Annotated in this window: 12 protein-coding genes; 6 read left to right on the top strand and 6 right to left on the bottom strand. The window is 67.9% G+C overall.

All coding sequences use genetic code 11. The features are described 5' to 3' along the window. Nucleotides 1–121 precede the first annotated feature (121 nt). The gene (locus IAG41_RS12315; protein WP_187728924.1) at nucleotides 122–1498 is read right to left on the bottom strand and encodes a short-chain fatty acyl-CoA regulator family protein; all 1377 of its coding nucleotides are present in this window, start codon (nucleotides 1496–1498) and stop codon (nucleotides 122–124) included. A 347-nt stretch (nucleotides 1499–1845) separates the two neighbouring features. Between IAG41_RS12315 and aceA the strand changes: the two genes are divergently transcribed. Beyond that, on the top strand, nucleotides 1846–3129 hold the full coding sequence (gene aceA, locus IAG41_RS12320; RefSeq protein WP_187728925.1) for an isocitrate lyase: 1284 nt from the start codon (nucleotides 1846–1848) through the stop codon (nucleotides 3127–3129). A gap of 14 nt (nucleotides 3130–3143) precedes the next feature. Beyond that, nucleotides 3144–3299, top strand: a complete 156-nt coding sequence (locus IAG41_RS12325; protein ID WP_187728926.1) for a hypothetical protein — start codon at nucleotides 3144–3146, stop codon at nucleotides 3297–3299. 43 nt (nucleotides 3300–3342) lie between these two features. Here the strand turns inward: IAG41_RS12325 and IAG41_RS12330 are convergent, their stop codons facing one another. Further along, entirely contained in the window at nucleotides 3343–4791 is a 1449-nt protein-coding gene (locus IAG41_RS12330; protein ID WP_262408639.1) for an MFS transporter, read from the bottom strand. Between the two features lie 141 nt (nucleotides 4792–4932). Here IAG41_RS12330 and IAG41_RS12335 point away from each other — a divergent pair, with 141 nt between their 5' ends. Next, nucleotides 4933–6078: an acyl-CoA dehydrogenase family protein gene (locus IAG41_RS12335; RefSeq protein WP_187728927.1), complete on the top strand. Its 1146-nt coding sequence runs from the start codon at nucleotides 4933–4935 to the stop codon at nucleotides 6076–6078. 117 nt (nucleotides 6079–6195) lie between these two features. Continuing rightward, a complete protein-coding gene (locus tag IAG41_RS12340; RefSeq protein WP_187728928.1) occupies nucleotides 6196–6984 on the top strand; it encodes an SDR family oxidoreductase in 789 nt (262 codons plus the stop codon). Here the strand turns inward: IAG41_RS12340 and IAG41_RS12345 are convergent. The 4 genes from IAG41_RS12345 to IAG41_RS12360 all read right to left on the bottom strand — a co-directional run bounded on the left by IAG41_RS12345 (nucleotide 6981) and on the right by IAG41_RS12360 (nucleotide 11586). Further along, entirely contained in the window at nucleotides 6981–7310 is a 330-nt protein-coding gene (locus IAG41_RS12345; RefSeq protein ID WP_187728929.1) for a UrcA family protein, read from the bottom strand. The two genes, IAG41_RS12340 and IAG41_RS12345, sit on opposite strands and share 4 nt — an antisense overlap. Nucleotides 7311–7397: 87 nt before the next feature. Beyond that, nucleotides 7398–8885: a M56 family metallopeptidase gene (locus IAG41_RS12350; RefSeq protein ID WP_187728930.1), complete on the bottom strand. Its 1488-nt coding sequence runs from the start codon at nucleotides 8883–8885 to the stop codon at nucleotides 7398–7400. Next, nucleotides 8885–9259 (bottom strand): BlaI/MecI/CopY family transcriptional regulator, encoded by a 375-nt coding sequence (locus IAG41_RS12355; RefSeq protein WP_187728931.1) that lies wholly within the window; start codon nucleotides 9257–9259, stop codon nucleotides 8885–8887. Before IAG41_RS12355 ends, IAG41_RS12350 begins: the two co-directional genes overlap by 1 nt. Before the next feature lie 68 nt (nucleotides 9260–9327). Beyond that, a complete protein-coding gene (locus IAG41_RS12360) occupies nucleotides 9328–11586 on the bottom strand; it encodes an NADP-dependent malic enzyme (protein ID WP_187728932.1) in 2259 nt (752 codons plus the stop codon). Nucleotides 11587–11826: 240 nt separating this feature from the next. Here IAG41_RS12360 and mutS point away from each other — a divergent pair, with 240 nt between their 5' ends. Then, on the top strand, nucleotides 11827–14406 hold the full coding sequence (mutS, locus tag IAG41_RS12365; protein WP_187729149.1) for a DNA mismatch repair protein MutS: 2580 nt from the start codon (nucleotides 11827–11829) through the stop codon (nucleotides 14404–14406). After that, the gene (locus IAG41_RS12370; protein ID WP_187728933.1) at nucleotides 14403–14630 is read left to right on the top strand and encodes a hypothetical protein; all 228 of its coding nucleotides are present in this window, start codon (nucleotides 14403–14405) and stop codon (nucleotides 14628–14630) included. The genes mutS and IAG41_RS12370 overlap by 4 nt, the downstream gene beginning before the upstream one ends. The last annotated feature ends 46 nt before the right edge of the window (nucleotides 14631–14676 follow it).

Consider the following 14676-nt stretch of genomic DNA (forward strand, 5'->3'; position numbering starts at 1 on the left):
CCGGCCGCCGATCCATGATCGAAGGGCATCTTCCAGGATCAGGTAATCGGCCGCTGAAGGCGCCATTGGGCGCAAAGCGGACATTTGCCCGCGCCCTTGAAGGCATTCCAAGGGCGAGGCCCTAGTCCCCCGCAAACCCGAACGCCGTCACCCCGCGCTCACGGTCGCTGACCACCAGCCCGCGTCCCGCCGGCGGCGCCGACCGCTGGGGGCAGTCCATCCGCGTGCAGGCGCGGCAACCCAGCCCGATCGGCACGGCGCTCGCTTCCAGGTCGACGCCGCGTGCCGCTGCGAGACTCCCCGCGTCGCGCGCGGGCAGGCCGAGCGCGATCGCAAAGCGCGGCCGCACGCCCGCCACCGTCCCGGCATGCGGATGGGTGCACCGCGCCAGCGTGAACCAGCGCGATCCGTCCTCCAGTTCGACAAGCTGGGTCACGCTCTCGTCCGCCCGCGCAAACGCGTCGAACGCGTTCCATAAAGGGCAGAGCGCCACGCTCTCCGCCAGCGGCGATCCGCTCGCGCCGGCATAGCGGATCGAGACCTGCCCCGCCCGATCGGTCCGCACCAGGAAGAAGGGCAGCCCGCGCGCGCCGATCTTCTGCAAGGTCGTCAGCCGGTGCGCGACCTGGGCGAAGCTCGCGCCGAAGCGCCGCTGGAGCAGCTCGACATCATATCCGCTCGCCTCGCATGCGCGCAGGAAGCGGGCATAGGGCATCGTCACCGCCGCAGCGAAATAGCGCATCAGGTGCCGGCGGAAGAGCCGTTCGCTGACCCGGTCCAGCGCCGCGCCGCGCACCAGCCCGTCGATCTCGGTCCGAGCCTCCACCGCCAGCTGCTCGGCCAGCGCGAAGCTGCGCGCCGATGACGGCAGCATCTCGGAAAGCTGCACTTGCCGCGCATGCAGGTCGAGCCGCGTCACCCGGTCGGGCATCACCTCGGCGGGCAGGATCCGCACGGACAGCTGGTGCTTGACCCGCAACCGCTCGGCCATCGCGCCATACAGGTCGCCCGCCATCCGCAGTTCGTCGGCCAGCGCTTCGGCCGCCGCGTCGAGATCGCCAAAATGGTTGCGCCAGCGCTCGATCTCGCGGCGCACCTGGCTACCCGGATCGGCCGCCTGGCCTTCCGGACCGGGGGCGGCGCCCATCCGGTCATAGGCGCGCGCGAACGCTTCCGCCCCGCCTGGCGCACCGGCCAGCCATTCCTCGAGCTGGTGCCGGTCGATCTCGAGATCGGCGAAGACCGGATCGGCCAGCCGCCGCCGCATCGCCTCCGCCCCGCCGCCTGGCTCGCTCGCCGAAAGTGTGCGCGGATCGAAGTCGTATGTCTCGGCGAGCCGCAGCATCAGCGATGCCGAGAGCGGCCGCTGGTTGCGTTCGACCAGGTTGAGATAGCTGGGCGAGACATCCAGCGCCTCGGCCATCGCCGCCTGGGTCAGCCCCATCTGCCGCCGCAACCGGCGCACCGCATGTCCTGCGAAAAGCTTGCGTTCGGCCACGCCTCAACTCCTCCCCGAGCTTGTCTCGGGGAGGGGAACCGCCGCCAAAGGCGGTGGTGGAGGGGTCGATCCCGCGGCCTCCGCAACGCCCCTCCACCAGCCTGCGGCTGGTCCCCCTCTCCGAGACAAGCTCGGGGAGAAACTATGCCGCGCTGGCAATGCAGGAAAGTTCTCCATATGTTCCTATTACCCCGGCCTGATCTCTGTAAATAATTTACAACAAGACAACTCGTCAACGATTGCCTTCGACACCAACACCCAGAAACCGGCCCGATTTGCCTATACCACCGGGTCAAATTCGACAATCGATACACACAAGCAATCGGTATCTTGTCAAGGAAAGCACAATGTCCCAGCGTTTCGAGGATCTGGTCCCCGCCCCCGCCGGCCGCTTCGACGGTATCGCTCGGCCGTACAGTGCCGACGATGTGGCGAAGCTGCGCGGGTCGTTCCCGATCGAGCATACGCTGGCCCGCCGCGGCGCGCTCAAGCTCTGGGAGTTGCTCAGGAACGAGGATTATGTCCACGCCCTCGGCGCTATGTCGGGCAACCAGGCGATGCAGCAGGTCCGCGCCGGGCTGAAGGCGATCTATCTCTCCGGCTGGCAGGTCGCCGCCGACGCCAACACGGCGGGCGCCATGTATCCCGATCAGTCGCTCTATCCGGCCAATGCCGGCCCCGAGCTCTGCAAGCGGATCAACAACGCGCTCCAGCGCGCCGACCAGATCGAGCATATGGAGGGCGGCGCCACGCGCGACTGGTTTGCGCCGATCGTCGCCGATGCCGAGGCCGGCTTCGGCGGGCCGCTCAACTGCTTCGAGATCATGAAGGCCTATATCGCCGCAGGCGCCGCCGGGGTGCATTATGAAGACCAGCTCGCATCGGAAAAGAAGTGCGGGCACCTCGGCGGCAAGGTCCTGATCCCGACCCAGGCGCATATCCGCAACCTCGACAGCGCGCGCCTGGCGGCGGACGTCTGCGGCGTTCCCACCGTGATCTGCGCACGCACCGATGCGGAATCGGCGAAGCTCATCACGTCGGACGTCGACGAGCGCGACCAGGAGTTTCTCACCGGCGAACGTACCGCCGAGGGCTTCTTCCGTCTGCGCGAAGGCACCGGCGTCGATCACTGCATCAAGCGCGGCCTGGCATTCGCACCGCACGCCGATCTTTTGTGGTGGGAAACCAGCAAGCCCAATCTGGCCGATGCCCGCCGCTTCGCCGAGGCGATCCGGCGCGAGCATCCGGACAAGATGCTGGCGTACAATTGCTCGCCCAGCTTCAACTGGGAGAAGAATCTCGACAAGGACGATATCGCCCGCTTCCAGCGCGAGATCGGCGCGATGGGCTACAAGTTCCAGTTCGTGACCTTGGCGGGCTTCCACCAGCTCAACTACGGCATGTTCGAGCTTGCCCGTGGGTATAGGGACCGCGGCATGGCCGCCTATTCCGAGCTGCAACAGGCCGAATTCGCCGCCGAGACGAACGGCTACACCGCGACCCGCCACCAGCGCGAGGTGGGCACCGGCTATTTCGACCAGATCGCCCAGACTGTCGCGGGCGGATCGAGCTCGACCACCGCGCTCGGCGAATCGACCGAAGCCGACCAGTTCAACAAGCAAGCTGCCTGAAAGGAGTGACTGTCATGACCAACGAACCCCAGCGCAGCCGCGCTGTCTTCTCGACCGAGGATTTCCGCCTGATCCGCGAAGCCGTCGGCACCCATCTCCAGCAGATCAAGGATTCGCCGGAATCGGTCAAATATTCGAACCTCTATCACCGGCTAGGCCGCGTCGCCTGACGTAGCCCGAAGTTTTCCTGGGGAGGAAAGGTGCCCGCCGGGACTATTTCCCGGCGGGCATTTCCGCCTTCGCCAGGTGCGCCACCCGCGCCAGATGCTCCGCCCGCCCGAAGGGAAAGCGCCGGTAGAAGAACGCCGCGGTAAAGCCCAGGCCCATATAGAGGAGGATGAACATCAGGGTCAGCCGGTCGACCGTCGCCTCGGGCACCTTGCCGGGCTCGGCCAGCGCCGGGAAGCCGGCGATCGAGAGGATCGTCCCCGCCGCGAAGATGCCGAGCCCGCTGGTGCATTTCTGGACGAAGAAGCCGCCGGCGAAGAACACACCCTCCGATCGCCGCCCGGTCTCGACCTCCGAATGCTCGACGACATCGGCCATCATCGAGGCGCCGAGGATGGTGGAGGAGACGCTGCACGTCGCATTGACGGTGAAGATCGTGAACAGCACCGGCACCAGCCAGGGGCTGCCGGGCTCGGGAAACACGCCCGCCAGCCGCAGGACGTACGGCCCGGTGAGCAATATCGCCGCGGCAATCATGAAGCCCATCGCGGCGATCGGCTTGCCCGTCCTCTTGGCCACCCGCGGCGCGATCAGGAAGGCGACGACGACGCCGAGCAGCAGGGTCAGCGCCAGCATTTGATAGGCCCAGGGCGGCAGCTGCCAGACATAAGCGTAGAGATAGTTGGAGAGCGCGAAGCTGATCCCCTGCGCCGAATAATAGCAGATGCCCGCGCCCATCAGGATCAGGAACGCCCGGTTGCGCACCGTTTCGCCCAGTTCGGCCAGGCTGGCGCGGAAGGGCTGGCGGGCGATCTCGACTTTGGGCAGCCGCTTGATCTCGCTGTGCGTGCCGAGTGCCGAGACCAGGATCGCGACGAACATCGCCACCGCCCCGCCGATCGCGAACCCCGGATAGCCGCTCCGGTTGAGCACGCCGCCGGCCAGGAACCAGCCATAGGCCGCCATCATCATGCCCATCCCGCCCGCCCAGCCGAACAGATAGCGATAGGCCATGATCCGCGTCCGCTCGTCATAATCGGCCGAAAGCTCGGGGCTCAGCGCCTGCGACGGCACCTCATAGGCGGAGACCGCGGTACGGACGACCACCGCGGTTGCGAACACCCACACCAGCATGCCGTAATGCGACAGCGCCGGCGGGTTCCACAACAGCAGCCACCCCGCCACGATCGGCACCGCCGACGCATACATCCAGGGATGCCGCCGCCCCCAACGGCTCTTGGTCCGGTCCGAAAGGAACCCGATCGCCGGATCGATCACCGCGTCGAACAACAGCGCGCACATGATCGCGAATCCCACCTCGGCGGAGGGCAGCCCGATCACCTGGTTGTAGAACAGCAGCAGAAAGGTCGAGAAGCACAAGTCCTTCACGCCATAGGCGGCTGCGCCAAACCCATAAGCGAGCATCGTCGGCGTCGCGACGCGCCGGACCGGCGGAATCGCGCCGACCGCGACCTGTTCTGCGTCCGATTGCATGCGATCCCTTTCCAAAGACGGGCGCAGCATAGGTGGGGGCGTGCCGGGGTCAATCGAAAGCGATTGGAAGATCGGGTACGGCTTGTCCGCAGCCACCTGTCCGGTATAGCCTCGCGCTTCGAACAAAGAGAACGGCTGACGATGGCACTCGACCCGGAAATCTTCGACGCCCTGCTCGATACCATCCGCCGCTTCGTCGCCGAGCGGCTGCGACCATTGGAAGCCGAAGTCGAAGAGGCCGACGCGATTCCCGAGAGCGTGGTCGCGGAGATGAAGGCGCTCGGCCTGTTCGGCCTGTCGATCGCCGAAGACTATGGCGGGCTGGGCCTCACCATGAGCGAGGAATGCCGCGTCGCGATCGAGATGGGCCGCACCACCCCCGCCTTCCGCTCGGCCTTCGGCACCAATGTCGGCATCGGTAGCCAGGGCCTCGTCATGGCCGGCACGCCCGAGCAGAAGGCCGAGTGGCTGCCGCGCATCGCCTCGGGCGAGATCGTCACCAGCTTCGCGCTCACCGAGCCCGATGTTGGATCGGATTCGGGCGCGGTGAAGGCCCGCGCGGTGCGCGACGGCAACGTCTATCGCCTCACCGGCACCAAGCGTTTCATCACCAATGCCGACAAGGCGCAGCTTTTCACCGTGATGGCGCGCACCGGCGACGAACCGGGCGCCCGCGGCGTCTCCGCCTTCCTGGTGCCGCGCGACCTGCCCGGCGTCTCGATCGGCGAGCCTGAGAAGAAGATGGGGCAGAAGGGCGCCAAGGTCGCCGACGTGATCTTCGACGACACGCCTGTCCCCGTCGCCAATCGGCTGGGCGGCGAAGGCGAGGGTTTCAAGATCGCGATGCAGGTGCTCGATCGCGGCCGGTTGCACATTTCGGCGGTCTGCGTGGGGGTCGCCGAGCGGTTGATCGCCGATTGCGTCGCCTATGCCTCGACACGCAAGCAGTTCGGCAAGCCGATCGCCGAGCACCAGCTCATCCAGGCGCTGCTCGCCGATTCCAAGACCGAAGCGCTCGCTGCTCGCGCGCTGGTGCTCGAGACCGCCGCCGCAAAGGACGGCGGCGCCAACACCACGATGGAGGCGGCCGCCGCCAAATATTTCGCCAGCGAGATGGTCGGCCGCGTCGCCGATCGCGCCGTGCAGATATTCGGCGGCGCGGGCTATATCGCCGATTACGGCATCGAGCGGCTCTACCGCGACGTGCGGCTGTTCCGGATCTACGAAGGCACCAGCCAGATCCAGCAGCTCATCATCGCGAGGGAAACGCTGAAGCGGGGCGGATAGAAAAGCCCTCTCCCGCCTGCGGGAGAGGGTTGGGTGAGGGTGAGTCCCCACCACAAACATTGCCGTTCGCGGAGAGACCCCGGCCCTCTCCCGCGAGCGGGAGAGGGAGTAGAAGACATGGACACCACAACACTCTTCCGGCTCGACGGCCGGGTCGCCCTCGTCACCGGCGGGTCGCGCGGTATCGGCCGGATGATCGCGGCAGGCTTCATCGCGCAGGGCGCCAGGGTCTATGTCTCCTCCCGCAAGGCCGAGGCCTGCGAGGAGACCGCCGCAGCACTCGGCCCGAACTGCATTGCATTGCCCGAGGACGTCTCCACCGTCGCGGGCTGCAAGGCGCTGGCGGAAAAGCTCGCCGCCCTAGAGCCCCGGCTCGACATCCTGGTCAACAATGCCGGCGCCGCCTGGGGCGAGCCGTTCGAGACCTTCCCGGAAAAGGGCTGGGACAAGGTCATGGACCTCAACGTCAAATCGCCCTTCTTCCTGACCCAGGCGCTTCACGAGCTGCTCAAGGCCGGCGCATCGGCGGACAAGCCCGCCAAGGTGCTCAACATCACCTCGATCGACGGCCAGCGCCTCAATCCCTGGGAGACCTACAGCTATCACGCGTCCAAATCGGCGCTGATCTACCTGACCAAGCGCATGGCAGCGCGGCTGATCCGCGATCATATCAACGTCACCTCGATCGCCCCCGGCGCCTTCGCCAGCGAGATGAACAAGGCCGCGCGCGATCACGGCGGCGCGGTATCCAAGGCAATCCCGGCGAAGCGCATCGGCGTCGACGAGGACATGGCCGGCGCCGCGATCTACCTCGCCAGCCGTGCCGGCGACTATGTCGTCGGCGACACGATCACGGTCGATGGCGGGCTGGTCAACGCATCGCTGGGGAGCAGCATCGACGGCTAGAGCCGCCGGCCGCGCACACCTGCTTCACGCCGCGCGAGCGCGTAGGCGCGCCGCGTCGCGGGCGACATCTCGTGCACGATCCACGAGCGCAGCATGTCCGGGCAATAATAGGGATCCGCACGCGAGTCGTGCGGCGTCACCTCGGCGTGATGCGCCGCGCAGTAACTTTGCGCCGCCTCCGCCACGCGGGACCGCAGATGCGCCCGGCCTTCGCGACTATCGAGGCGCAGATCGGTATAGCTCAGGCGTATCTTCACCTCCATCGCCTGCGCTGGCATGCATGCGCCCAGCACTCCCGCCGCCGCGGCCAAGATAATTACGCGCATCGTCAACCTCCCTCTAGAATTCGGACAAGCCTGTCCCGTGGCGCGGAATCGCGCGATTTTCAGTTCGCTTGGGGTTGCGGCCGGGCGCTACGGCGCGCCGAGCATCGCCTTTGCTTCGCTTTCCAGTTTCGCCGCCTGGTTGCGCAGCGATTGCGCAGCCCGGCGATGCCCGTCGCGCGCCGACGCGGTGAGGCCGTCCTCGTCGGCGCTTTCCTCCAGGTCCATCGCCTGCTCGCGCAGCTCGGCCGCGCTCTCCATCAGATTGCCGATCGCTTCGCCACGGCTTGCGGCGCCCTGACGCTGGCCTTCGACCGCTGAACCACGCCCTTCCTCCTGCGGATTCGCGATCGTAACCTGTTGCTGAACCGGCACGGCGATCACGAGCTTGTCGGACTTCGACAGGATCACCGCGCCCGGCTGCGAAGCGGACGGCTGCGGGGTTGGCGCCGGTGGCGGAGCGACGGGCGGAGCCTGAACGGGGGGCTTCTCCCGCCCGGGCACGGACTCACGCGCCGCCTCGCCTCGCTCGCGATTGCCTTCCACCTTGAATGGGGCGGCGAGAGCAGGAGCGATCGACACGGTCCGCAAGCTCGCCTCCGGACCGGCCGGGGAAGCGGCGGGCACCAGTTTCATCGCTGCCAGCGGAGCCGCCACGCCCAGCCCGCCCACCAGCAGCGCCACGGACAAGGCCCTGTTGGCGCGCCGGTGGGCACCTCCTTCGAGCAAAGTCGCAATACGGTGCGGCAGTGTCCCCTGCGCCAGCGCCATGCCGTTGGCGATGCGCGGCCCCGCCGGACGCGCGGCGACCGAAAGCAGCACCTGTGCATAGTCGGCGCAGGCAATCTCGCGGACCGCATCGCTGTCGGCAGCAAGCTCGGCCTCGCGCATCAGCCGTTGCCGCAGCATCCAGACCAACGGGTTGAACCAGTACAGCGCCACCGTCAGGTGCGCCGCCACCAGCGCGAGCCAGTCGAAGCGCCGGATATGCGCGATCTCGTGCGCGATCACCGATTCCGCCTGCTCGGGGCGGGCTGCCGTTTCCGGATCGATCAGGATCCAGGCCGGCGCGATTCCCCAGCTCAGCGGCGTGCTCGCATGCGGCGATACCAGGAGCCGCACCGCTCGCCGCCCCTTCCCGGCGCGCTGCAGCGCCGCCAGCCATTGCCGGTCCGCGACCGGTTGGCCGCGCCGTGTCCAGTGTGCCAGCGTCGCTATCCCGACCGCGAGATGCGCCAGCATCAGCGCCGCGCCGCCCAGATAGAGCAGCCATAGCAGCGCGGCAGGCTCCGGGCTGCGCTCGGCGGGCGGTATCCGAAGCGTGATCGTGGCTTTCTGCTGGGGCAACGACGTCGCCATCTCGGTTGGTGCTACCGCCTGTGGCGCCGGCAGCAGCGGCACCTCCGCGGCGGGAAGCGCCAGGGTCAGCAGCGGTAGCGCCAGCAGCGCCGCCAGTGCCACGCGGAGCAGTGCCACGCGTTCGGCGGCGGGCCGCCTGCGCATCGCCCATGCCCCTCCCAGCGCCACGACACAGAGGAGCGCGGATTTCCAGGCGAGCGCGATCAGCAGCGGCGGCATCACTTCGCGTCCTCGCGCGCGCGGTCGATCGCCCGCTGGAGCATCTCGATCTCCTCAGCCTTTAGCCGCGGCTCCATGCCGAGCAACGCAGTCGCCGCGCCCGCCGCCGATCCGTGGAAGAAGGTCTGAACGATGCGCTGCAGCGCCGTCTCGGCAACCGCCTCGGTCTGCGTCGCGGGCGCATAGACATAGGCCTGGTTGGCGGTGCGGTGCGTGACCAGCCCCTTGGCCTCAAGCCGCCCGAGCAAGGTGCGCACCGCCGAATCGCTCGGCGGATCGGTCATCGCCGTCCGCACTGCCGAGGCGGTCGCCTCCTGCAGACTGCACAGCACCTCGAACACCTCGCGCTCGCGACGCGGCAGCGACTCGATCATAACCGCCTCCTGCTACATTTGTAGCATGCTACAAATGTAGCAGCAAGGGCGACTTCATTTGTTGGACGTCAGCGCGCGATCCCGCCCGCCGCGAGCACCGCCAGGGTCACCAGCTCGCTCGCCGTCGCGGTCATCGGCGCGATCTGGACGGGCTTCTCCAGCCCGACCAGCATCGGGCCGATCGTTGAATCGCCGCCCAGCTCGCGCAGCAGCTTGGCCGAGATGTTGGCTGACTGCAGCCCCGGCATGATCAGCACATTCGCCGGGCCCGAGAGCCGCGCGAACGGATAATTGGCGAGCTGGCGAGGATTGAGCGCCACGTCGGGTGCCATCTCGCCCTCGTATTCGAACTCGGCGCCGCGCTCGTCGAGAATCTTTACCGCGCCGCGGACATTCTCCAGCCAGCGGCCCTCGGGATTGCCGAAGGTCGAATAGCTGAGGAACGCGACGCGCGGCTCATGCCCCATCCGACGCGCCACCTGCGCGGTGCCCACCGCGATATCCGCCAGCTCCTCGGCATTGGGCCGCTCGTTCACCGTCGTGTCGGCGATGAACACCGTGTGCGACTGGCCGACCATGACATGGATGCCGAACGGCGTGCGGCCGGCCTCGGGATCGATGACGCGGCGCACTTCGCGGATCGCCTGGGCATAGGTGCGGGTGATGCCAGTGATCATCGCATCGGCCTCGCCCAGCTGGAGCAACAGGGCGCCAAAGATGTTGCGGTCGCGATTGACCATCCGCTCGGCCTCGCGGCGGAGGTAACCGCGGCGCTGCAGCCGCTGGTAGAGGAACTCGACCATCCGCGGCACCAGCGGCGAATTGACGCTGTTATGCACCTCGAACTCGTCCGGATTGACGCCGAGCGCGCGCAGCCGGTCGTGCACCGACTCCCGCCCGACCAGCACCGGCACGCCATAACCGCCTTCCTTGAAGGCGATCGCCGCGCGCAGCACGACTTCCTCCTCGGCCTCGGCGAAGATCACCCGCTTCGGATTGGCGCGCGCGCCCTCATAGGCAAGACTCAGCACCGAGGTGGTGGGATTCAACCGCGCGCGCAGCGACTGGCGATAGGCCTCGAAATCCTCGATCGGCTTGGTCGCCACCCCCGAATCCATCGCCGCCCTGGCGACGGCGGCGGGAACGATCTCCATCAGCCGCGGATCGAATGGCGCCGGAATGATGTAGTCGGGGCCGAAGCAGTGCTGCACGCCATAGGCCGCAGCCACTTCCTCGGGCACCTGCTGGCGCGCGAGCGCCGCCAGCGCCTCGGCCGCCGCAACCTTCATCGCGTCGTTGATCGTCGTCGCCCGCACGTCGAGCGCGCCGCGGAAGATGAAAGGGAAGCCGAGCACGTTGTTGACCTGGTTCGGATAGTCCGAACGACCGGTGGCGATGATCGCGTCGGGCCGCGCCGCCTTGGCGACGGGCGGGCTGATCTCGGGATCGGGATTGGCCATCGCGAAAATGATCGGCTTGGGTGCCATCGTCTCGAGCAGCTCGACCGGCAGCGAATTGGCCGAGGCGAGCCCCAGGAACACATCCGCACCGTCCAGCGCGTCGGCCAGCGTGCGCCGCGTGGTGTCGACGGCGTGCGCCGACTTCCACTGGTTCATGCTTTCCTCGCGGCCCTGGTAGATCACGCCCTTCATGTCGAGCATCAGCAAATTGTCGTGCGGCAGCCCCATCGCCTTGATCAGCTCGGCACAGGCGATCGCCGCGGCGCCAGCGCCCAGCACCACCACCTTGGTCGTCTTGATGTCGCGCCCGGTGAGATACAGCGCGTTGATGATGCCGGCAGCGGCGATGATCGCGGTGCCGTGCTGATCGTCGTGGAACACCGGGATGTTCATGCGCTCGCGCAGGGTCTGCTCGATGATGAAGCATTCGGGGGACTTGATGTCCTCCAGATTGATCCCGCCAAAGCTGGGCTCCAGCAGCTCGATCGCGTCGATCAGCCGGTCGACATCCTCGGTGTTGAGCTCGAGGTCGATCGCGTCGACATCGGCGAAGCGCTTGAACAGCACCGCCTTGCCTTCCATCACCGGCTTGGAGGCGAGCGCGCCGAGATTGCCCAGCCCCAGGATCGCCGTGCCGTTCGAAATCACCGCGACCAGATTGCCCTTGGCGGTATAGTCATAGGCAAGCGCCGGGTTCTCCGCGATCGCCAGCACCGGCACCGCGACCCCCGGCGAATAGGCCAGGGCCAGATCGCGCTGGGTCGCCATCGGCTTCGACGCGACGATCTCGATTTTGCCCGGCCGTCCTTCCGAATGATAGCGAAGCGCCTCGCGATCGGAAAACTGGACGTTGCTGTCTTCGGACATTCTTCTCTCCCGGGATTACCCTCCCTTTAGGGTCGGCGCACCGGCCCCGCAATGAGCCGAATCGACGTCGCTCCACGGAGAGAAGCCCGCAATCGGCTTCGATAGCCCCAATCGCAGTCCCAACATGTGCGATATTCCGCACAGTCTCGTTTGTCCCCAGGAAAAGGCCGGACGGATGTTTGACGCCTCCGCCGGTTCGGCTACCGAAAGGCCCGCATGTCTTCCGCCGCTCCCACTCCGATGATGGCGCAATATCACGCGCTCAAGGCCGAGGCCGAGGATTGCCTGCTCTTCTACCGGATGGGCGACTTCTTCGAATTGTTCTTCGACGATGCCAAGGTCGCAAGCGCGGTGCTCGACATCGCCCTGACCGCGCGCGGCGAGCATGACGGCGAGCGCATCCCGATGTGCGGTGTCCCCGCGCATGCGATGGACGGCTATCTAGCGCGCCTGATCAGGGCCGGCTACCGCGTCGCCATCGCCAACCAGACCGAGACGCCCGAGGAAGCGAAGAAGCGCGCCGGATCCAAGGCGCTGGTCGCCCGCGCGATCGTCCGCGTCGTCACGGCCGGCACGCTGACCGAGGAATCACTGCTCGACAGCCGCGCCGCCAATTGGTGCGTCGCGCTCGGCGAGGCCGGGGGCCAGGTCGCGCTCGCCTGCGCCGATGTCTCGACCGGGCGGTTCGAGCTGATCGAGACCGATGCCGAGCGCGTCACCGCCGAGATCGCCCGGCTGAACCCCGCCGAGACCGTCGCCAGCGACGCCTCCGCCTTCGCCGATCTCGCGACCGTCCAGCGTCCTCGCATGGATTTCGAGAGCGGCAATGGCGAGGTTCGCCTCAAGCGCCTGTTCGGCGTCGCGACGCTCGACGGCTTCGGCCAGTTTTCGCGCGCCGCGCTCTCCGCCGCGGGCGGCCTCGTCGCCTATCTCGAGCATACCGCCAAGGGATCGCTCCCCTTCCTCCGCCCGCCGCGCCTCAGCCGCGCCGATGCGGCGATGGCGATCGACGCCGCGACGCGCGAGAGCCTCGAGCTCACGCTCAGCGCCGCGGGCGCTCGCAAGGGCAGCCTGCTCGACAGCGTCGACCGCACCGTGACGGGCGCCGGCGCCCGTCTGCTCGGCACCGACATCGCCGCACCGCTGATGGACCGCGGCCAGATCGACGCAAGGCTCGATCTCGTCCAGCGCTTCCACGACGATGCCGGTCTGCGCGACAGCATCCGCAATGCGCTGCGCGCTCTGCCCGATATTGGCCGCGCGCTCGGCCGCCTCGCCGCCGGACGCGGTTCCCCGCGCGATCTCGGCCAGCTCCGCGACGGCCTCGACGGCGCCTGGCGCCTCGGCGAGCGGCTCGGCGGCATAACCGACGTGCCCGCATTGCTCCGCGACCTCATCCCCCAGCTGCGCGGCCACGGCGCGCTGATCGACCTGCTCGCCCGCGCGCTCGTCCCCGAGCCGCCGATCGACGCCGACAAGGGCGGCTATATCGCCGAAGGCTATGACGCCGCGCTCGACGACCTGCGCGACGCCGGTGCCGGCGGCCGTCGCGCCATCGCCGCGCTGGAAGCCGACTACCGTACCCGCACCGGCATCGCCTCGCTCAAGATCCGCCACAACGGCGTGCTCGGCTATCATATCGAGGTTCCCGCCCGGAACGCCGATCCGCTGATGAAACAGGACAGCGGCTTCACCCATCGCCAGACGCTCGCCGGCGTCGTCCGCTTCAACGCCCCTGAACTCCACGAAGTCGCGATCAAGGTCACCCAGGCCGGCGCGCACGCCCTCGCCGCCGAAGCCGCGCATCTCGAAGATCTGACCGGCACCGCGCTCGATCGCTGCGAGGCCATTGCCGCCACCGCCGACGCGCTCGCCCGGATTGACGTCGCCGCCGCCCTCGCCGAGCGCGCGGCCGAGGGCGGCTGGGCCCGCCCCATCCTGGTCGAGCATAGCTGCTTCGAGATCGAGGGCGGCCGTCACCCGGTGGTCGAGGACGCCGTCGCACGGTCGGGCGGCCGCTTCGTCGCCAATGACTGCTCGCTCTCCGAAAGCTCGCGGCTCTGGCTGGTCACCGGCCCGAACATGGGCGGCAAGTCGACCTTCCTCCGCCAGAACGCGCTGATCGCCGTGCTCGCCCAGGCGGGCAGCTACGTCCCCGCCACCAGCGCAACGCTCGGGCTGGTCGATCGCCTGTTCAGCCGCGTCGGCGCCTCGGACAATCTTGCGCGCGGCCGCTCGACCTTCATGGTTGAGATGGTCGAGACCGCCGCGATCCTCGCCCAGGCGACCCCGCGCAGCTTCGTCATCCTCGACGAGGTTGGCCGCGGCACCAGCACCTATGACGGCCTCGCCATCGCCTGGGCGGTCGTGGAGGCGATCCATGAGGACAATCGCTGCCGCTGCCTGTTCGCCACCCATTATCACGAGCTGACCCGCCTCGCGGAGCGCTGCGACGCGCTCACCCTCCACCATGTCCGCGCCCGCGAATGGAAGGGCGATCTCGTCTTGCTCCACGAAGTCGCCGAGGGTCCGGCCGACCGCAGCTATGGAATCGCGGTCGCGCGCCTCGCCGGCCTGCCCCCGATCACGATCAAACGCGCCAAGTCGGTGCTCGACAAGCTCGAGGCCGGCCGCGCCAAGACCGGCGGCCTCGCTGCGGGTCTCGACGACCTGCCCCTATTCGCCGCGGCGGCCGAGCAGGAGGAAGAGAAGATCGACACGCTACGCGCCGAGCTGACCAGCCTCGACCTGGACGCGCTCAGCCCTCGCGAGGCGCTGGAAACGCTCTACCGGTTGAAGGGCCTGGCGAGCGAGGCATGACCGGCGACGACCTGATCGACCGCTTCCTCGCCCGGCTGCTGCGCGAGCAGGGCGGCACCCGCCGCCGCTGGCGCAATGTGCTCGGTGCGGTCCGCGTCTACAGCGCCGCGACGCACGCGCATTGCAACTGGTCGATCACCCCCACCGGGAGCGCGGCGGACGTCGCGGCGGTGGAGGCGGTGTCCGATGCGCTCCGCTCGGAATATCCGATCCTTGTGACTTGAACGCGGACACGAACCGGAGATTTGCTTCTAAACCGAGTTGCGGAGG

This window comes from Sphingomonas sp. JC676 (assembly GCF_014489075.1).
Taxonomy (GTDB): domain Bacteria; phylum Pseudomonadota; class Alphaproteobacteria; order Sphingomonadales; family Sphingomonadaceae; genus Sphingomonas.